The sequence below is a fragment of the Streptomyces sp. NPDC025806 genome (genome assembly GCF_055558275.1).
The window spans coordinates 102574-119958 of record NZ_JBVHMU010000013.1 but is presented as its reverse complement, the minus strand read 5'-3'; the positions used below and the strand labels follow the sequence as shown (position 1 = coordinate 119958).

Sequence of the window (17385 nt, the reverse complement as noted above, 5' to 3'; positions counted from 1 at the left end):
CGCACCCGAACGCGCACGTCACAGGGCTCCGACGACGCAGCCCAGAACAAGAGCCCAGCCGCACCAGGAGCCCGTCCGCCCATGCCTCAGCACCCCGCATACCCCGTAGGCCTCCGCCTGACCGGCCGCAAGACGATCGTCATCGGCGGCGGCCAGGTCGCCCAGCGCCGGCTGCCCGCCCTGATCGCGGCGGGCGCGGACATCACGCTGATCTCCCCGTCGGCCACCCCGTCCGTCGAGGCGATGGCGGACGCGGGCGAGATCGCCTGGACCCGCCGCCGCTACGAGCACGGCGACCTGGCGGACGCCTGGTACGTGCTGATCGCCACCGCCGACCGCGCCGCGAACGACGAGGCCTCCGCCGAGGCCGAGGCCGGCCGGACGTGGTGCGTCCGCTCCGACGACGCCGAGGCGGCCACCGCCTGGACCCCGGCCACCGGCCGCACCGAGGGCGTCACCGTCGCGGTCCTGTCCGCCGAGGCCGCCGACCGGGACCCGCGCCGCACCGCCGGCATCCGCGACGCGCTCGTCGAGGCCCTGCGCGACGGCACCGTCTCGGTCCAGCGCGAGCACAAGCCGGGCGTGGCCCTGGTCGGCGGCGGCCCCGGCGACCCCGACCTGATCACGGTGCGCGGACGCCGCCTGCTCGCCGAGGCCGACGTCGTCATCGCCGACCGGCTCGGCCCCCGCGACCTGCTCGACGAACTCCCGCCGCACGTCGAGGTGATCGACGCCGCGAAGATCCCGTACGGCCGTCAGATGGGCCAGGAGGCGATCAACCAGGCGCTGATCGACCACGCCAAGCAGGGCAAGGCCGTGGTCCGGCTCAAGGGCGGCGACCCGTTCGTCTTCGGCCGCGGCATGGAGGAGGCCCAGGCGCTGGCCGCCGAGGGCATCCCGGTCACCGTCGTGCCCGGCATCTCCAGCTCGATCTCGGTGCCCGGCGCCGCCGGCATCCCGGTCACCCACCGCGGCGTCGCCCATGAGTTCACCGTGGTCAGCGGCCATGTCGCGCCGGACGACGCGCGCTCCCTGGTCGACTGGTCCGCGATGGCCCGGCTGACCGGCACGCTCGTCATCCTCATGGGCGTCGACAAGATCGGCAAGATCGCCGAGGCGCTCGTCGCCCACGGCAAGGACCCCCAGACCCCCGTCGCCCTGGTCCAGGAAGGCACCACCGCCGCCCAGCGCCGCGTGGATGCCACCCTGGCCACCGTGGGCGCGACGGTCCTCGCCGAGGGCGTCAAGCCCCCGGCCGTCATCGTGATCGGCCCCGTCGTCCACGAGAACCCCGTACGTAACCCGCGGTAACGTCAGTTCGTACCGAGCCGTTGGCACCGCACCCAGGACAAGGCAGTATCGACCCGTGGCAGAACCCAGAGGTCTCATCACCATCGAGGACCCCGACGACCCGCGCCTGCGCGACTACACCGGCCTGACCGACGTCGAGCTGCGCCGCAAGCGCGAGCCGGCGGAGGGCCTGTTCATCGCCGAGGGCGAGAAGGTCATCCGGCGTGCCCGGCTCGCCGGGTACGAGATGCGCTCGATGCTCCTGTCCGCGAAGTGGGTCGACGTCATGCGCGACGTCATCGACGAGGTCCCCGCCCCGGTCTACGCGGTCGCCCCCGACCTGGCCGAACAGGTCACGGGCTACCACGTGCACCGCGGCGCCCTCGCCTCGATGCAGCGCAAGCCGCTCCCCACCTCCGACGAACTCCTCACCACCGCCCGCCGGGTCGTCGTCATGGAGTCCGTCAACGACCACACCAACATCGGCGCGATCTTCCGCTCCGCCGCGGCCCTCGGCATGGACGCCGTCCTGCTCTCGCCGGACTGCGCCGACCCGCTGTACCGCCGCTCGGTGAAGGTCTCCATGGGCGCCGTCTTCTCGGTCCCCTACGCCCGACTCGAAGCCTGGCCGAAGTCGCTGGAGACGGTCCGCGCGGCCGGCTTCAACCTCCTCGCCCTCACCCCCGCCGACCAGGCCAAGTCCCTCGACGAGGTCGCTCCGCACCGCATGGACCGCGTGGCGCTCATGCTCGGCGCCGAGGGCGACGGCCTGTCCACCAAGGCGCTGATGGCCGCCGACGAATGGGTCCGCATCCCGATGGCCCACGGCGTCGACTCGCTCAACGTGGGCGCGGCCGCGGCCGTGGCCTTCTACGCCGTCGCCACGGGGCGCCCCGAACTCTGAGCCGGGGCCCCGGCTCAGCTCTCCGGCCGCGCCGAGCCCGGTGCGGTGCTCGCCGGGCCGGTGGCCGGCCGGTGGTCGTCGCCGAGCCCGCGCGAGGGACCCTGGCAGCCCTGCGCCGCCGCGATCGCCAGCGCCACCAGCAGCGTCACCACCACGAACACGAACAGCCGCTGACGCAGCAGCCGGGGATTGGCCGGACGCAGCTTCTTGCCGGTGCCTGTCCCGTTCGTCCGCGGCGCCGGACGTCCCGCACCACTGCGCGGCGCGGGACGGCTGCCCGAGCGCGGGTTCGTCGAGCGCGGCGCGGGACCCCGGCCGCCACCGCCCCCGGTCCGCGGCCCCTGCGTGCCCGGCTGCGTACGCCGCTGCGTGGTCCGCTCACCCCGGTCCACGCGCTCCGTGTACGTCTCCGTGAGCCGGCCCGTCGGACGGTCCGGGTCCGTGCGCGGCGCCGGAGGCCGGGCCTCGCCGAGCCCCTGCGCCTCACGGGCCGCGATCTCCTTCAGGCGCAGCGACAGCTGCAGCGTGCTCGGCCGCTCCTCGGGGTCCTTCGCCAGACACGCGCGCAGCAGCGGCGCCAGCGCGTCCGGGACCCCGTGCAGCTGCGCCTCCTCGTGCACGACGCGGTACAGCATCACCTCGGAACTGCCGTGCCCGAAGGGCGAGTCGCCCATCGCCGTGTACGCGAGCGTCGCCCCCAGGGCGAACACGTCGGTCGCGGGCGTCACCGCGGCGCCGCGCACCTGCTCGGGAGCGAGGAAACCCGGGGAACCCACGGCCGTGCCCACGTGGGTCAGCGTCGAGGCGCCGGTCGCCCACGCGATGCCGAAGTCGATGATCCGCGGACCCTTCGGGGACAGCAGGATGTTGGACGGCTTGAGGTCACGGTGCACGACCCCCGCCTCATGGACGGCGACGAGCCCCTCGGACAGCGCGGCCCCGACGGCGGCGACGTCCGCGGCGGCCATCGGGCCCTCCTCGGCGACCTTGTCGTGCAGCGAGGGCCCGGGCACGTACTGCGTCGCGAACCAGGGCCGGTCCGCCTCGAGGTCGGCGGCCACCAGCCGCGCCGTGCAGCCGCCGCGGATCCGCCGCGCGGCGGACACCTCGCGCGCGAACCGCGAGCGGAACTCCTGGTCCTCGGCCAGGTCGGGGCGGATCACCTTGAGCGCGACGCGCTGCCCCCGCCGGTCGGAACCGAGATAGACGACGCCCATCCCGCCGGCCCCGAGCCGTCTGTGAAGCCTGAACGAGCCGACGACGCGCGGGTCCTCGCGCCTCAGGCGCATCATCGCCATGTTCATCCCCGCTGCTGCCCGGTCCGCCCTCTGACGAGCCACAGCTTACGTTTCCCCGCCCTGCTGTGTGCTCAGGCCGCGCCCTCACGCCGGATTCGATTGTCAGTGCCTGGCCACAGACGTGAAAGCCGGTCAGGGAGCGGCGCATCGACGGGTCCTGATAGGGCGCCACACACCAACCGGCCGCCGGTGCAGGGGGATTGGGCTCCGTAGAGCGACCGCACGCGGTCGGCGCTCGGCACGGGTGACCGTACGCGCCGGTAACAGGTGGTGGCGGGCCGGGCGGACGAGACGGATCAAGGAAGGCGGACCGGGCCCCGATGGACCCGCGCGGAAGTGAGGGAAGTCACCCGCCCGTCACCCGCCGGACCGAAAGTCCCCTCGGGGAAGACCCCGAGACCTAGGCCCTCGTCTCCACCCAGGGGAGTACACGGGGCCCGAGCGCTCATCCTCCGGGAGGCCCGGCAATCGGTACGAGGGCATGACGCCCCGGACCGGCACCGTCCGTAGATTTGAGGTCAAGCGGCGGGTGCAGCACTCGTCCCCCGAGGTCAGGCACCCGCCGCTGCGAGCACCACAGAGCGAGAACTCAAGATTTCGACCGGGAGAGGACCATGGCGCACACGGCACCGCGGACGACAGCGTTCCGCACACGGTTCGGCCGGGCCGCAGGCCCCGCCACGGGCCGCCGTCACCCGCTGGTGGCCACGGCCATGGTCCTCCCTCTCGCGGCCCTTCTCGTCGTCGTCTTCGGCGGCTGGGACGCGATGGTCACACAGGCGTCGTCCGTGGGCGTGATGCTGGGGCGCTGAGCGGCGCTCCCAGGCCCGGATGAGCGGTCCGGGCGGGGACATCCGGCCAGGAAACCCCGTGGGGACGGGGGTGCGGCGGACGGCACATGATGCCGCGTGCAGCTGGGGAGCTGCACGCGGCATTGTCTTTTCCCGAGGATCCCCGGGCTTCCTCGGCTCGCCGGCCCCTAGGACCCGCCCGGCGCCGTAGGCTCGGCGCGAGACCACGCAGCACACCCGGGGGCCCGAGTGACCACGCCCAGCTCCATCCTTCCCACCCTCCGTGCGGCGGCGCGCGGCGCGGCCCACCCCGCGGGCATCGCCTGCGTCTGCGGCGCGCGGACCCTCGCCGACCGGGCCGACGGCACCGTCGTCCGGCACGGCGACACGGTCGCCAAGGCGCACGCCCCCGGCACCGACCCCGCCGAGCTGGAGCTCCGGCTCGCCGTCGCCGCCGCGCCCGCCCTCCACGGCGTACTCCTCGCCCCGCTGCTCCCGGCCGCGGCGCCCCTGGACGGCCGCCTCGTCACGTTCTGGCCGCACGGCACCCCCGTGGACCCGGAACACCCCGAGCACGCCCCCTGGGAAGCCGCCGCGACCCTGCTGGCCCGGCTGCACACCACCCCCGCGCACGAGCTCCCGGCCGGCCTGCCCCCGATGCGCGGCCCCGAGAAGGCGGCCCGCGCCGTCGCCCGGCTCCTGGCCGGAGCCCCGGACCACCGCGCGGCCACCCCCGTCCTCGCCGCCTGGCGCACGCTGCCGCCCTGGGCCCGCGCCGAGGCCCCCGTCCCGCACGGCCGCACCCTGTGCCACGGCGATCTCCACCTCGGCCAGTTGGTGCGCCACCCGGCCGACACGGGGGAGTGGCTCCTCATCGACATCGACGACCTCGGCACCGGCGACGCGGCCTGGGACCTGGCCCGGCCCGCCGCCTGGTTCGCCTGCGGCCTGCTGCCCGCCGAGGACTGGACCCGCTTCCTGTCCGCCTACCAACGCGCGGGCGGAGCCAAGGAGCTGACCGTCGACGACCCCTGGCCCGCGCTCGACGTCCCCGCCCGCGCCCTGACCGTCCAGACCGCGGCCCTGGCCGTGACCAAGGCCGTCGCCGCGGGCCGTGACCTCGACGAGGTGGAGGAGGCGGTGATCGACACCTGTGCCCGAATGGTCTCGGTCCCGCCCCCGTTGGGCGCGGACGGCGCCAAGTAGGGTGCGGGGGACCGAAGCCGGGAAGTGTTCCGGCGAAGCAACACCGAACGGCGAGGAGTTGAGCCGAGCATGCAGTGTCCGAAGTGTCACGCACCGATGCACACCTACAACCGCAACGGCGTCCAGATCGAGCAGTGCAGCGGTTGCCGCGGGATATTCCTGGACTACGGCGAGCTGGAGTCGCTGACCCGCCTCGAGTCGCAGTGGCAGCAGCAGGCCCCTCCGGCCCCGCCCGCCCCGCAGGCCTACCCGGCCGCCCCGGCCCCCGCCTGGGGAGCCCCGCACCACGGCGGTCACCATGGCGGCCACCACGGCGGTCACCACGGTCACCGCAGCTTCGGCCGGATGCTCTTCTCCTCCTGAGCGGCGCACAGCACGAAGAAGCCCCCGGTCCGAGGACCGGGGGCTTCTTGCTGGTGCGCGATACTGGGATTGAACCAGTGACCTCTTCCGTGTCAGGGAAGCGCTCTCCCGCTGAGCTAATCGCGCGGGAACGGGCCAGACTCTATCAGGCGCCGCGAGGGATAATGCCAGGTGGTGCGGTTACTGCGTGCGCGATACTGGGATTGAACCAGTGACCTCTTCCGTGTCAGGGAAGCGCTCTCCCGCTGAGCTAATCGCGCGGGACGGATCAGATACGAACCGGAGTCCGAAGATCCAGTGCGCGATACTGGGATTGAACCAGTGACCTCTTCCGTGTCAGGGAAGCGCTCTCCCGCTGAGCTAATCGCGCATGGAGGTGGAGACGGGATTTGAACCCGTGTAGACGGCTTTGCAGGCCGTTGCCTCGCCTCTCGGCCACTCCACCAGGAGCTTATGGGGGTTCGGGAAGATCCCCCACATCCGAGCGAACGACCGGGTTCGAACCGGCGACCTCAACCTTGGCAAGGTTGCGCTCTACCAACTGAGCTACGTTCGCGTGTCTTTCCGTTTCGCTTGCGCGTCCCGGCGACGTGTTGAACTCTAGCGGATTCCCGGGGGAGGTCCAAAACGCGTTTGCGCAGCGTGCTGCGCTGCCGTCACCGGAGCGACCCCGAACGCTCCGTCCCAGGTCACCGTCCCGCCACCCGACCTAGACTCGAAAGCGTGCACGGCTCCCCCTCATCTGCCCCGCTCGCCCGCTTCGGCGAGCTCGTCGCCACCGACCTGCGCGACGTCACCAGCGACCCCGCCGCCCTGGACTCCACCGGCTTCTGGGCGGTCTCCGCCGACTTCGAGGGGCGCCTCGTCTGCGCCCGCTTCGGACAGGTCCGCAGGGAACCGGTGCCCGCCCCGCGCCCCGGCGCCTGGCGCGGCCCCGCCCCCGAGGACTGGACGTCCTCCCTCGACCACGCCGCGTACACGGACGGCGTGCGCCGCGTCCGCGCCCACATCGCGACCGGCGAGGTCTACCAGGCCAACCTCTGCCGCGTCCTGAGCGCACCCATATCCGCCGACGCCGACGTGGACGCCCTCACCGCACTCCTCGCGCGCGGCAACCCGGCCCCCTACGCCGGCACGATCCGGCTGCCCGGGCACGGCGTCGAGATCGCCACCGCGTCCCCCGAGCTGTTCCTGCGCCGCGACGGACGCGTCGTCGAGTCCGGACCCATCAAGGGGACCGGCCGCACCGAGGCCGACCTCCTGGAGAAGGACTACGCCGAGAACGTGATGATCGTCGACCTGGTCCGCAACGACCTGGGCCGCGTCTGCGCCACCGGCACCGTCACCGTCCCCGACCTCTGCGTCGTCGAGAAGCACCCCGGACTGGTCCACCTCGTCTCCACCGTCCGCGGCGAACTGCGCGAGGACGCAGGCTGGCCCGAGCTGTTCGCCGCCACCTTCCCGCCCGGCTCCGTCACCGGCGCCCCCAAGTCCAGCGCCCTGCGGATCATCGACGCCCTGGAGACCGCCCCGCGCGGCCCCTACTGCGGCGGCATCGGCTGGGTCGACGCCGACCGGCGCACCGGCGAACTGGCCGTCGGGATCCGTACGTTCTGGATCGACCGGGACACGGAGGGCGACCGGCTGCGTTTCGGCACCGGCGCGGGCATCACCTGGGGCTCCGATCCCGAGGGCGAGTGGCGGGAGACCGAGCTGAAGGCGTCCCGGCTGCTCGCGGTAGCGTCACACGGGTACGACGGGCACGACGGACGCGCGGACGCCCGCTAGTCCGGTTCAACTGGGAGGCACCACGTGAAGATCTGGCTCGACGGCGGGCTGCGGGACACCGACGCGGCACGCGTCTCCGTCTTCGACCACGGGCTGACCGTGGGCGACGGCATCTTCGAGACGGCCAAGACGATCGACGGCCGGCCGTTCGCCCTGACCCGGCACCTCGACCGGCTCGCCCGCTCGGCCCGCGGCCTCGGCCTGCCCGAGCCCGACCTTGACGAGGTCCGCCGCGCCTGCGCCGCCGTCCTGGAGGCCAACCCCATGCCGCTCGGCCGGCTGCGCATCACGTACACCGGCGGCCTCTCGCCCCTCGGCTCCGACCGCGGGACGAGCGGCACCACCCTCGTCGTCGCGCTCGGCGAGACCAAGCGGCGCCCCGACACCACCTCCGCGGTCACCGTCCCCTGGACGCGCAACGAGCGCGGCGCGCTCGCCGGCCTCAAGACCACCTCCTACGCGGAGAACGTCGTCGCCCTGGCCCGCGCCCATGAACACGGAGCCTCCGAGGCCCTGTTCGCCAACACGGTCGGACAGCTCTGCGAAGGCACGGGGTCGAACGTGTTCGTCGTCCTCGACGGTGAGATCCACACCCCGCCCGTCGCCTCCGGCTGCCTCGCCGGCATCACCCGCGCCCTCGCCGTCGAATGGACCGGCGCGAAGGAGACCGACCTCCCGCTGGCGGTCCTGAACGAGGCCGACGAGATCTTCCTGACCTCGTCCCTGCGCGACATCCAGGCCGTCCACCGCGTCGACGACCGCGCCCTCGGCGAGGCCCCGGGACCGGTCACCGCCAAGGCCATGCGGATCTGGGACGAGCGCGCCGCGGACGACCTGGACCCGTGACCGGCCCGGCGCCGTCACCGGAAAACCGCTGTCGCTCCCGGGCCGCATGCGGGTAGAACACCCGTGATGACGACGACTCTGCGGCCGACCGAGCCGCTCCAGCAGGCCGACGACGGACAGCGCTCACGCGGGTACGCGGTGTGTGTGAACAGCCGGCCCGTCGGCACGCTCCGCCTCGCCACGCACCCCGTCTTCGGCCCGACGGTCGCGCAGATCACCGACCTGCGCATCGACGAGGCGGACCGGGGGCGGGGCCGCGGCACCGTCGCGGCGCTCGCAGCCGAGGAGGTCGCGCGGGGCTGGGGCTGCGACCGCCTGGAGGCCTCCGTCCCCGCCGAGGAGACCGGCCTGCTGCGGCTCGCGACCGCCCTCGGGTTCGTCGAGCGCAACCGCGGCATGGTCAAGGACCTGCCCGGGAGTCCGCCCGCACTCCCTGCGGGCACCGTGGGACGCCCGATGACCGACGCCGAGTACGAGCCCTGGCTCGCCCACTCCATGGAGGACTACGCGCAGACCTGGATCGAGCGCGGCGTCCCGGCCGACGAGGCCCGCCGCAAGTCCGAGCGCGACCACTCCCTCAACCTGCCCGACGGACCCGCCACCCCCGGCGTGCGGATCTCCGTCCTGGAGCACGACGGCGAGCGGGTCGGCACCCTGTGGCTCGCCCCGCGCGAGGAGGCCTACTTCGTCTTCGACGTCGAGGTGGCCGCCGACCGCCGCGGCGAGGGCCACGGCCGGTCCCTGATGCTCCTCGCCGAGACCCAGGCGCTCGCCGCCGGAGCCGCCCGCATCGGACTCAATGTCTTCGCGGGCAACACCCCGGCACTGCGCCTGTACGAGTCGCTCGGCTACCGCACGACCTCGTACCACCTCTACAAAGCGCTCGTGTGACGGTCAGCCCCGCTCCGCCAGGAGCCGGTCTGCGATCTCCTCGATCCGGGCCCGCAGCCCGTCCTGGCTCTGACCGCCGTCGAGACGCTCCCCGCCGATGACGTAGGTCGGCGTGCCGGTCACCCCGATCGCCTTGCCCTCGGCCTGGTCGGCGTCGACGATCAGGATGTGCCGGCCGTCGATCAGCGCGGTGTCGAACTCCTCGGCGTCCAGGCCCAGTTCACCCGCGACCTCGACGAGGAACGGCTCGCCCCGGCGGTCGAACTCCTCGACCCGGCCGAGCACCGCCTCCACGTACGGCCACCCCTGGCCCTGCTCGAAGGCCTCCTCGACGGCCTGCGCGCCGGCGAAGGAGTGCTTGTGCTTCTCCAGCGGGAAGTGCCGGAAGCGCAGGTCGAGCCGGTCGCCGTAGCGCTCGCGCAGGGCCTGTACGTCGGCGAGGGCGGTGCGGCAGTCGGGGCACTGGAGCTCGCACCACACGTCGAGGATGGGGTTCGGGGCGTTCATGCGGCCAGTCTCCCAGGAGTGCTCGCGCACGCCCAACCTGGACCTGCGGAGGAGACCCGACCCCGAGATGACCCGGAGATCTGCCCGAGGTCGCCTCGCACCGTGGCCCGAACGGGCCTCGGCGGTGCAGGATGGAAGGGACGAAACCGCCCCGGTGCCGTCCCGCACGCCCGAGCCCAGGAGGACCGGATGATTGCCGAGACCGTCTGCTCCGCCGTCGCCGTGGCGGGCCTGGGCATCGCCGCGGTCACCGCCTACCGGAAGCGCTTCCTCGCCGCGGCCCGGCTCGCCGCGTACTCCCTGGTCCCGCTGGGCCTGGTGATGACCGGCGCGGTCGCATGGGTCGTGGACACCGCCTTCAGCCCGACCGCCTGGGCGGGCTTCGGTGTGCTCGGCGCCGCCTGGCTGCTGTTCATGAGCACTCGCGCGATCGAGCGCCGCTCCGGCGGCACCCGCAAGGAACGCAAGGCCGCCGAGGCCGCGCGGCGCGAGGCCGTCGCCCCCGCCGCGTCGGCCCCCTCGCTGGGCACGGGGGCTCAGCCGACGCCGGCCGCCCGTACGAAGCAGCAGGGCAAGGCCGCCGGGGGCGAGGACTTCAGCGACATCGAGGCCATCCTGAAGAAGCACGGCATCTGACGCCCGGGCCCCGCCGGACGCCGTGCTTCACCCTCTGCCCCGGTACGGGAGAGGTCAGAGCGACGCGAGCACGTTCACCCCGTTCACCCAGCGCACGCTCGCGTTCGCGCACCGCACCGCCCGGCCCCGTCCGGGGAAGCGCGGATCGGGCAGCGCCAGACCCAGCCGCGTCGCCCCACCGCCCAGCGGCAGCGAACCCCGGACCGTGTACGTGGCCGGACCCGTGTGGTCGTCGTCCGTCTCGGACCTGCCCTGCGGCTGCCAGCTCCGCCAGTCCGCGCCGCTGTCCGCGTCCGCCACCACGCGCCCCGCGTCGTCCAGCAGCACCAGCCGCACCGGGCGCGGCTCCTTCGGCGCCGCGAAGCCGCGGTTCACCAGGTCCACCTCCACCTCCAGCCGGCCCGAGCGCACCGAGGTCCGCGCCCGGCGTACCTCGATCCGGTAGCCGAGGTGATCGCGCAGATACTCGAACTGCGTACGCGCCACCGCCTGCCCGTCGCGGTCCCGGAAGTACCCGTCCGACACCGGCAGCAGCGCCTCCCGCACCTGTGCCTCCGTCAGTGCGGCCGCCTTCCAGCCGGGCACCGTCACCGTCGCGTTGTGCACGAGCGACAGGCTGTCCCAGCGCAGCGTCTGCAGCCTGCGCGCCGCCGCGACCCCCGGGATGACCGTGCTCCACGCGTACGGGTCGGCGCTCTGTCCCTTGTCCCAGGGCATCTCGCCGTCCATCGCGTGCGTCGGCCCGACCTCCAGATAGCGCGGCCAGCCCGGGTTGTCCGGCACGTAGTAGTCCCACAGCCCCTCGCCGAGGGTGATGTAGTCGTTGTGGAACCCGACCCGGTCCAGGATCGCCCGGTTCGTGATCATGTCCCGCTTCTCGGCGTACCGGACCTGGGTGTGCATCCCCGGCGGCAGCGCCGCCACCAGCGAGGTCATGATCGCCGTGACCGCGTCCGGATAGTTCTCGTGCTGGTAGTAACTGCCGTGCCACTCGCCCCAGGCGCCCAGGAACCCGGCCTGCCACACCGCCACGACATCGCTGTTGCGCGCCACGATCGGCGCCAGCTGCCCGATGTGCCGCTGGATGTCCTGCACCGTGTACTTCTGGCCCGCCCGCACCCCGTCGTCGTACGCGAACCGGAGCACCGCGGCGAACCCCTTGGCACGCAGTCCGCGCAGCACGCTCTCGATGTTGTCGAGCGCGCTCTGCGGTATCTCCCGCGTCGCGAAGTCCCAGAGGTAGAAGTACAGCTGGGTCAGATTCGCCCCCGGACCGTACTCGCGCTCCAGCGTCTCCAGGGTCTGGGTCACATCGGGGGAGTGGTCGGCCTCGTTGTCCCAGGGGCTCGTCAGATCGATGGCGTTGTACGACATCTCGTAGCGGAACCCGCGCCGCGGATTGGCCAGGGGCGCCCGTCCGTCCGGATCGTCGGGCCGCAGCCCGTGGTGCGGGACCGTGCGCCACCCGCCGGCCGCGGCCACCGCCGGCTGCGCGACCGCGCCCGCCACCAGACCCGCGGCCATCCCGGCCCCGACGACCCCCAACACCCGTCTGCGGGACGGTGATCCGGCCTCCGCCCCACGCCCGTCCTGTGCTGTCGACATGCGGTACTCCCTCGTACGCGATGGACGTCACCGGCACGGCTCGGGCCGCGCCGGACGACCGAGTCTGGGGCCGCGCCGGCGCCCGCGCCCATGGACGCGCGTACGAGAGCCGCTGGACTTTTCGCGCGGGCGGGCCGCGCGGCTCACGGGATCAGGCGAACCGCCCCCGCATCCGGGCGTGTTGGTCTCACGGGGTGGTCCGGCCGGGTCATCATCACCGCGAGATGCTGGACACACCACGGCTGCACGACCAGCCGGCCGCAGAGAAGGGCCCGGCCACCGTGCCGCCGCCCGCCCCCGGGAACCCCGAAGCGCAGCGCGGCTGCCTCTTCGCGCTCTCCCAGCCGCCCCTGATGATCTTTCTCGGGGTCATCGGCTGTCTGCTCCTGATGGCGGCGCTGCACGATCTCCTGCTGCTGTGAACCCCGGGTCCCGCTCCGGCCCGGTTCAGCCCGCGGCGGCTTCCTTGCGGCGGGCCCGGTACGCGGCCACGTGCAGCCGGTTCCCGCACGTACGGCTGTCGCAGTAGCGGCGCGAGCGGTTGCGGGACAGGTCCACGAACGCGTGCCGGCAGTCCGGCGCCTCGCACCGCCGCAGCCGCTCCTGCTCCCCGGCGACCACGAAGAACGCGAGGGCCATGCCGCAGTCCGCCGCCAGGTGGTCCGCGACCGAGGCGCCCGGCGCGAAGTAGTGCACGTGCCAGTCGTAGCCGTCGTGGTCCGTCAGCCGGGGCGTGGTGCCCGCGGCGGCCACCAGTTCGTTGATCAACGACGCCGCGCTGTGCGGATCCGGCGCCGCGAACACCTCGGCGAAACGGTCACGCACCGCACGCACCGCGGCCAGGTCGTCCTCACCGAGCACACCCACATCACTGATTTCATACTTTTCTACGAAATCTGCCAGAGCGGGCACGGTCGCGAGAGTGTCCGGTGTCGTGGCGCCGCCGGCGTCACCGTCGGTGCCGCTGTCCTGTACACGGTCCGGTGCGGTGTTCACCAGAGCGACGACGGCGTCGAGCGCGCACCGGGTGTCGTGGGTGATCAGCACGATTCGCTCCCTGGCCTGGAGGTCGGGCCTGCGCCCGCCGATGCCGGCAGAGCCTAGCGCCTGAAGGTCACGGGGGGATTCAGGGAACGCATCGGCGCCGTCGACGTGGGAGATCCACGGCGACGGCGCCGGTGTATGCCGTATGCGGTTGTCCTGCGGGTCCCGTCCGGGTCCGCGGCGTCTCCCCGAGTCGGACGCCACGGCACGCTCTCGCACTGCTCACGCCGGTCTGGTCCTGGTCGGCGTGGGTCCTGGTCCGCGGTGGTTCAGTTCTCCGCGAGGATGTGCGACAGCTCCTGGTCGAGATCGAAATGGCGGTGCTCCGTGCCGGGTGGCACGGCGGCGTCCGTCCGCTTGAGGAAGGACTCCAGGGCCCGCGCCGGGGCCTCGAGCAGAGCCTCGCCCTCAGGAGAGCTCAGGGCGATGCAGACGACCCCCTGACCGTGGCTGCGGGACGGCCAGACTCGGACGTCTCCGGTGCCGGTCGGCCGGTGGAGGCCTTCGGCGAGGAGGTCGCGGGCGAACACCCACTCGACCGTCTCCTCGGCTCCGGTGTGGAAGGTGGCGTGCACGGCATACGGATCGGCCGTGTCATACCGCAGTCCTGCGGGTACAGGCAGTGAGGACTCGCTCGACACAACGAGGCGCAGGTGCAGCTCGCAGCTGACCGTGGTGTTCATAAGCGCCAGGGCCTTTCGCTCAGTGTGCGCTCGGGGATTCGCACGTCGGCGAAATCGACATGCCACCTACGATGCCGTTGTAAACCCCTCTGAGTGTTTTGGGAGTCTTTACGTAGCTCGTACGGCCGAGTCTTTCTTGTTCGGGAACAGCCATTCCGGTGACGAGATCGGGTCCGGTAGGTTTGGGACCATGAATACGGGGAGTGACGAGGCGGCCGACGCGGCCTCCGGAGCCGAGACAGAGGCGTCCAAGGCCGAGGAGAAACCTCTCGGCTCGCGGGCGCCGGAGTTCGTCCGGGCCCGCCGGGCCCTGCACCTCAGCTGGCAGGTCGGCGTCTTCGTCGTCGGCCTCGCGGTCGTCGTCGCGGGCATCATCATGCTGCCGCTGCCGGGACCCGGCTGGCTCGTGATCTTCGGCGGCATGGCGATCTGGGCGACCGAGTTCGTCTGGGCGCAGTTGGTCCTGCGCTGGACGAAGCGCAAGGTCACAGAGGCGGCGCAGCGCGCCCTCGATCCCAAGGTGCGCCGGCGGAACATCATCCTGACGACCATCGGGCTGGTGATCATCGTGGTGCTCGGCGGGATCTACGTGTGGAAGTTCGGCCTCGAGATGCCGTGGAACATCAAGCAGTGACCGCAGGCGGCGCGGGGTGGTCCCAGGCACCCGCTGACATGGGGTAATGTTCTTCCTGCGCCCGGGCGATTAGCTCAGTGGGAGAGCGCTTCGTTCACACCGAAGAGGTCACTGGTTCGAACCCAGTATCGCCCACCCGGACCGAAGGCCCCGGAGACATCGAGTCTCCGGGGCCTTCGGCGTTTTCGATCACCGGTGACGGGCTCCGCGATCTTCTCGGTCCGCCTTCTTGAACCGAGTTCAGGATGATGTCTGAATTCTTCGACTGAATCCATCAGAAATCCGGCACCTCATTTCCAATACGCCGTCACATTTCCGCGCAAGTACGACAAGCGCGAGCACTCCGGTGATCCCAAGGCGCCCCCGGCGCCCGCGATCTGACCGCGCACAAGATCCGCGACGCACCGCTGACCTGCGGTCAGGTCGGGGACAAGGCGCCCCGCCCCGGGCAGACTCCCTCCATGCCGCCGCGCCATGCCTGGAGCCACTACCGCTTCCACAGCGTCTGGAACCTGCCCGCACCCCCCGCCGCCGTCTTCGCCGTCCTGGAGCGAGCCGAGGAGTACCCCGGCTGGTGGCCCCAGGTCCGCTCCGTCACCCCGCTCGACGAGACCAGCGGCACCGCCGTCTTCCGCTCCTTCCTCCCCTACGCGCTCATGGTCACCGCGCGCGAGCGGCGCCGGGATCCGGCCGCCGGGGTCCTGGAGATCGGCATGAGCGGCGACTTGGAGGGCTGGGCCCGCTGGACGCTGAGCCTCGCCCCGGGCGGCGGCACCCGCGCCGACTACGACCAGGAGGTCGAGGTCCGGCGCCCGCTGATGCGCCGGCTCGCGCTGCCCGCCCGGCCCGTCTTCCGCGCCAACCACGCCTGGATGATGCGCGGCGGACGGCGCGGGCTGACCGCGCTGCTCCAACCGGTTTGAACACACCCCGCGCAGACCTGTATGGTTCAACCCGTTCCCGGGCGATTAGCTCAGTGGGAGAGCGCTTCGTTCACACCGAAGAGGTCACTGGTTCGAACCCAGTATCGCCCACCCGGAGAAAGCCGGTCTGCACTACGCAGGCCGGCTTTTCTGATGTCAACACACGTTCTGAGGGGGGCGTCTTGGCAACTGGGAGCAGAAGCGGACGAAGACGGAGACTGCGCGGGTGGATCGCGATCGGCATCACGCTGGCGGTCTTCGCCGGAGCCGTCGCGGTGGCACAGCTCTTCGCCAACAAGGAACGGGTCACCGCGATGTGGGTCGGCGCCGAGATCCGCGCCGACGGCAGCGCCCACATCACCGAGGTCATCGACTACGACTTCGGCCACTCCGGCTTCACGCACGGCATCTACCGTGACGTGCCCGACGCCGACTTCTACGATTCCGACGTCCGCGCCACCATGGACGGGCACCGGGTGCCCTTCGAATCCACCCTCGGCGACAAGTACCGCGACGTGCACGGACGCAGCGGCTACGCGGACCGGCTCAAGGTCGGCGACCCCGACCGCACCGTCGGCGGCGTGCACCGCTACCGGATCACGTACACCGTTCCCGAGGTGGTCAAAGGCGGCAAGCTCGCCTGGGACGCGGTCGGTACCGGCTGGCAGGTCGACCGGGCGCGCGTGGAGATCCACGTCGTCGACCCGCGCGGACTGACCCGGCCGCGCTGCGTGTACGGCAGTTGGGACCACGGCAGGCCGTGCGCCGTCCGGCAGGCCGGGCCCGGGCATCTCGTCGTCCGCCACGACCGGCTCACCGGCCACGAGGGCCTCACCCTCTACGCCGGCACGGGGCGCGCCGAGACCGACCGCGAGGCCGCCCTGCCGCCCGCGCCCGTGGGCCGGGCCGTCGGCACCACCCTTCCGCAACCGCTGCGCGACGCCTGGATCTTCCTGGCCGTCGCGCTCGGCTGCGCCCTGCTCACCGTCGTCGTGCTGCGCCGGGCCGGGCGGGACCGGCTCGGGGAGGACGGCGGGCGGCGCGTCGAGATCGGACGGCTGGCCGGCACCGTCGCCCCCTCGTCCGCACCGCCACAGGATCTGACGCCGGCGCAGGGCGGCGTTCTGTACTCCGAGACGATCGAGGACCGGCACAAGGTCGCCTGGCTGCTGAACGCCGCCGCCGAGGGCCGCCTGACCATCGAGGGCGACGACCGGCAACCGGTCCTGCGCCGGCCGGAGGAGCCCGTGCTCCCCGCGAACCGCGAGATCCGAGACGTCCTCGACATGATGTTCTCCGGTCGGACCGGGATGGCGCTCGGCGCCCGCGACCCCTGGTTCAAGAAGGGGTGGGACGACCTCACCTGGAAGCTCGACGTCTGGCGCAAGAACAGCGGGCTCTGGGAGACCGCGAGCTTCCGGGCCGCCCCGCGCGCCGTGACCGCCTGTCTGATCGCCGGCATGCTCGGCCTCGTCCTCGCCGTCACCGGGGGAGCGCTCGAAGGCCGCAGGATCGCCGCCGGGACGGTCCTCGTGATCGTCGCCGCGGTCCTGTCCGGCACCTCCGTCGCCGCCCTCGTCAGGCTCTGGGAGCTGGAGCGGCGCACACCGCTCGGCTCGGCGCGCTGGCTGGAGGTCGAGGCCTTCCGCCGCTATCTGGCCGACCCCGCCGCCTGCCCCGGCGAACCGCTCGACCAACGGCGGACTGACCTGTACACGGCCTGGGCCGTGGCCCTCGGCGTCGAGGACGCCTGGGAGCGGGCCGTCACCGCCACGACGGCCCCCGAGCCGGTCACCGTCCGCCGGCCCTCCACCCTCGGCTTCACCGAGATCCTGCTCGCCGCCGCCGTCGTCTCCGCCATGAGCCCGCCGTCCTCCGGCGGTTCGAGCGGCGGCGGCTCGGGCGGCGGATCGTCCTCCGGCGGTGTCGGCGGCGGCGCCGGGGGAGGGGGCGGCGGCTCCTGGTGAACCCTCCGA

18 protein-coding genes and 7 tRNA genes are annotated in these 17385 nt (G+C 72.6%); 15 read left to right on the top strand and 10 right to left on the bottom strand.

The genetic code is table 11. The annotated features are described in order from the left end of the window. Positions 1-81: 81 nt before the first annotated feature. Positions 82-1311, top strand: coding sequence for a uroporphyrinogen-III C-methyltransferase (cobA, locus tag ACZ4E1_RS27685; RefSeq protein WP_467544146.1), 1230 nt, complete (start codon positions 82-84; stop codon positions 1309-1311). A 55-nt stretch (positions 1312-1366) separates the two neighbouring features. Further along, complete coding sequence (locus ACZ4E1_RS27680) at positions 1367-2194, top strand: TrmH family RNA methyltransferase (RefSeq protein ID WP_399128506.1); 828 nt, start codon at positions 1367-1369, stop codon at positions 2192-2194. A gap of 14 nt (positions 2195-2208) precedes the next feature. On the opposite strand, the gene ACZ4E1_RS27675 is transcribed toward ACZ4E1_RS27680, so the two are convergent. Further along, complete coding sequence (locus ACZ4E1_RS27675; RefSeq protein ID WP_467544143.1) at positions 2209-3498, bottom strand: serine/threonine-protein kinase; 1290 nt, start codon at positions 3496-3498, stop codon at positions 2209-2211. A gap of 608 nt (positions 3499-4106) precedes the next feature. Between ACZ4E1_RS27675 and ACZ4E1_RS27670 the strand changes: the two genes are divergently transcribed. The 3 genes from ACZ4E1_RS27670 (at position 4107) to ACZ4E1_RS27660 (ending at position 5852) form a co-directional block, all read left to right on the top strand. After that, on the top strand, positions 4107-4304 hold the full coding sequence (locus ACZ4E1_RS27670; protein WP_399128507.1) for a hypothetical protein: 198 nt from the start codon (positions 4107-4109) through the stop codon (positions 4302-4304). A 228-nt stretch (positions 4305-4532) separates the two neighbouring features. After that, the gene (locus tag ACZ4E1_RS27665; RefSeq protein WP_467544140.1) at positions 4533-5489 is read left to right on the top strand and encodes a phosphotransferase family protein; all 957 of its coding nucleotides are present in this window, start codon (positions 4533-4535) and stop codon (positions 5487-5489) included. Positions 5490-5558: 69 nt separating this feature from the next. Further along, the gene (locus ACZ4E1_RS27660) at positions 5559-5852 is read left to right on the top strand and encodes a TFIIB-type zinc ribbon-containing protein (RefSeq protein WP_467544138.1); all 294 of its coding nucleotides are present in this window, start codon (positions 5559-5561) and stop codon (positions 5850-5852) included. 51 nt (positions 5853-5903) lie between these two features. On the opposite strand, the gene ACZ4E1_RS27655 is transcribed toward ACZ4E1_RS27660, so the two are convergent. The 5 genes from ACZ4E1_RS27655 to ACZ4E1_RS27635 all read right to left on the bottom strand — a co-directional run bounded on the left by ACZ4E1_RS27655 (position 5904) and on the right by ACZ4E1_RS27635 (position 6408). Continuing rightward, positions 5904-5978 (bottom strand) — tRNA-Val (locus ACZ4E1_RS27655). 62 nt (positions 5979-6040) lie between these two features. Next, a tRNA-Val gene (locus ACZ4E1_RS27650) sits at positions 6041-6112 on the bottom strand. A gap of 38 nt (positions 6113-6150) precedes the next feature. Continuing rightward, positions 6151-6222, bottom strand: a tRNA-Val gene (locus ACZ4E1_RS27645). 1 nt (position 6223) lies between these two features. Beyond that, positions 6224-6297 (bottom strand) — tRNA-Cys (locus tag ACZ4E1_RS27640). Positions 6298-6335: 38 nt separating this feature from the next. Next, a tRNA-Gly gene (locus ACZ4E1_RS27635) sits at positions 6336-6408 on the bottom strand. Positions 6409-6575: 167 nt separating this feature from the next. Here ACZ4E1_RS27635 and ACZ4E1_RS27630 point away from each other — a divergent pair. The 3 genes from ACZ4E1_RS27630 (at position 6576) to ACZ4E1_RS27620 (ending at position 9377) form a co-directional block, all read left to right on the top strand. Then, the gene (locus tag ACZ4E1_RS27630) at positions 6576-7640 is read left to right on the top strand and encodes a chorismate-binding protein (RefSeq protein WP_467544135.1); all 1065 of its coding nucleotides are present in this window, start codon (positions 6576-6578) and stop codon (positions 7638-7640) included. Positions 7641-7664: 24 nt separating this feature from the next. Next, positions 7665-8486 (top strand): aminotransferase class IV, encoded by an 822-nt coding sequence (locus ACZ4E1_RS27625; protein ID WP_467544133.1) that lies wholly within the window; start codon positions 7665-7667, stop codon positions 8484-8486. A gap of 66 nt (positions 8487-8552) precedes the next feature. After that, complete coding sequence (locus tag ACZ4E1_RS27620) at positions 8553-9377, top strand: GNAT family N-acetyltransferase (RefSeq protein WP_467544129.1); 825 nt, start codon at positions 8553-8555, stop codon at positions 9375-9377. Between the two features lie 3 nt (positions 9378-9380). Here the strand turns inward: ACZ4E1_RS27620 and ACZ4E1_RS27615 are convergent, their stop codons facing one another. Further along, on the bottom strand, positions 9381-9884 hold the full coding sequence (locus ACZ4E1_RS27615; protein WP_467544125.1) for a DsbA family protein: 504 nt from the start codon (positions 9882-9884) through the stop codon (positions 9381-9383). 189 nt (positions 9885-10073) lie between these two features. On the opposite strand from ACZ4E1_RS27615, the gene ACZ4E1_RS27610 reads away from it, so the two are divergent. Continuing rightward, positions 10074-10520 (top strand): hypothetical protein, encoded by a 447-nt coding sequence (locus ACZ4E1_RS27610; protein ID WP_467544121.1) that lies wholly within the window; start codon positions 10074-10076, stop codon positions 10518-10520. Between the two features lie 54 nt (positions 10521-10574). Here ACZ4E1_RS27610 and ACZ4E1_RS27605 read toward each other — a convergent pair whose 3' ends face one another. Continuing rightward, positions 10575-12125 (bottom strand): DUF4874 domain-containing protein, encoded by a 1551-nt coding sequence (locus tag ACZ4E1_RS27605; RefSeq protein WP_467544120.1) that lies wholly within the window; start codon positions 12123-12125, stop codon positions 10575-10577. Positions 12126-12349: 224 nt separating this feature from the next. Here ACZ4E1_RS27605 and ACZ4E1_RS27600 point away from each other — a divergent pair, with 224 nt between their 5' ends. Next, on the top strand, positions 12350-12547 hold the full coding sequence (locus ACZ4E1_RS27600; protein WP_399128517.1) for a hypothetical protein: 198 nt from the start codon (positions 12350-12352) through the stop codon (positions 12545-12547). Between the two features lie 25 nt (positions 12548-12572). Here ACZ4E1_RS27600 and ACZ4E1_RS27595 read toward each other — a convergent pair whose 3' ends face one another. Both ACZ4E1_RS27595 and ACZ4E1_RS27590 read right to left on the bottom strand, forming a co-directional pair. After that, on the bottom strand, positions 12573-13172 hold the full coding sequence (locus tag ACZ4E1_RS27595; protein ID WP_467544115.1) for a CGNR zinc finger domain-containing protein: 600 nt from the start codon (positions 13170-13172) through the stop codon (positions 12573-12575). Between the two features lie 266 nt (positions 13173-13438). Beyond that, positions 13439-13852, bottom strand: coding sequence for an SsgA family sporulation/cell division regulator (locus tag ACZ4E1_RS27590; RefSeq protein WP_010351314.1), 414 nt, complete (start codon positions 13850-13852; stop codon positions 13439-13441). Positions 13853-14042: 190 nt separating this feature from the next. Here ACZ4E1_RS27590 and ACZ4E1_RS27585 point away from each other — a divergent pair, with 190 nt between their 5' ends. From ACZ4E1_RS27585 to ACZ4E1_RS27565, 5 genes are all read left to right on the top strand, one after another. Further along, positions 14043-14486 (top strand): TIGR02611 family protein, encoded by a 444-nt coding sequence (locus ACZ4E1_RS27585; protein ID WP_467544112.1) that lies wholly within the window; start codon positions 14043-14045, stop codon positions 14484-14486. Positions 14487-14549: 63 nt separating this feature from the next. Next, positions 14550-14621: transfer RNA gene (locus tag ACZ4E1_RS27580), tRNA-Val, on the top strand. A gap of 326 nt (positions 14622-14947) precedes the next feature. Further along, on the top strand, positions 14948-15409 hold the full coding sequence (locus tag ACZ4E1_RS27575; RefSeq protein WP_467544109.1) for an SRPBCC family protein: 462 nt from the start codon (positions 14948-14950) through the stop codon (positions 15407-15409). Between the two features lie 39 nt (positions 15410-15448). Further along, positions 15449-15520: transfer RNA gene (locus ACZ4E1_RS27570), tRNA-Val, on the top strand. A 71-nt stretch (positions 15521-15591) separates the two neighbouring features. After that, on the top strand, positions 15592-17376 hold the full coding sequence (locus ACZ4E1_RS27565) for a DUF2207 domain-containing protein (protein ID WP_467544107.1): 1785 nt from the start codon (positions 15592-15594) through the stop codon (positions 17374-17376). Positions 17377-17385: the final 9 nt, after the last annotated feature.

What these genes read in the sequence shown, in the direction of transcription:
- ACZ4E1_RS27610 (WP_467544121.1), top strand. Translation starts at nt 10,074, where the DNA reads ATGATTGCCGAGACCGTCTGCTCCGCCGTCGCCGTGGCGGGCCTGGGC.
- ACZ4E1_RS27675 (WP_467544143.1), bottom strand. Translation starts at nt 3,498, where the DNA reads ATGAACATGGCGATGATGCGCCTGAGGCGCGAGGACCCGCGCGTCGTC.
- ACZ4E1_RS27585 (WP_467544112.1), top strand. Translation starts at nt 14,043, where the DNA reads ATGAATACGGGGAGTGACGAGGCGGCCGACGCGGCCTCCGGAGCCGAG.
- ACZ4E1_RS27590 (WP_010351314.1), bottom strand. Translation starts at nt 13,852, where the DNA reads ATGAACACCACGGTCAGCTGCGAGCTGCACCTGCGCCTCGTTGTGTCG.
- ACZ4E1_RS27660 (WP_467544138.1), top strand. Translation starts at nt 5,559, where the DNA reads ATGCAGTGTCCGAAGTGTCACGCACCGATGCACACCTACAACCGCAAC.
- ACZ4E1_RS27620 (WP_467544129.1), top strand. Translation starts at nt 8,553, where the DNA reads ATGACGACGACTCTGCGGCCGACCGAGCCGCTCCAGCAGGCCGACGAC.
- ACZ4E1_RS27605 (WP_467544120.1), bottom strand. Translation starts at nt 12,125, where the DNA reads ATGTCGACAGCACAGGACGGGCGTGGGGCGGAGGCCGGATCACCGTCC.
- ACZ4E1_RS27615 (WP_467544125.1), bottom strand. Translation starts at nt 9,884, where the DNA reads ATGAACGCCCCGAACCCCATCCTCGACGTGTGGTGCGAGCTCCAGTGC.
- ACZ4E1_RS27600 (WP_399128517.1), top strand. Translation starts at nt 12,350, where the DNA reads ATGCTGGACACACCACGGCTGCACGACCAGCCGGCCGCAGAGAAGGGC.
- cobA (WP_467544146.1), top strand. Translation starts at nt 82, where the DNA reads ATGCCTCAGCACCCCGCATACCCCGTAGGCCTCCGCCTGACCGGCCGC.
- ACZ4E1_RS27670 (WP_399128507.1), top strand. Translation starts at nt 4,107, where the DNA reads ATGGCGCACACGGCACCGCGGACGACAGCGTTCCGCACACGGTTCGGC.
- ACZ4E1_RS27575 (WP_467544109.1), top strand. Translation starts at nt 14,948, where the DNA reads ATGCCGCCGCGCCATGCCTGGAGCCACTACCGCTTCCACAGCGTCTGG.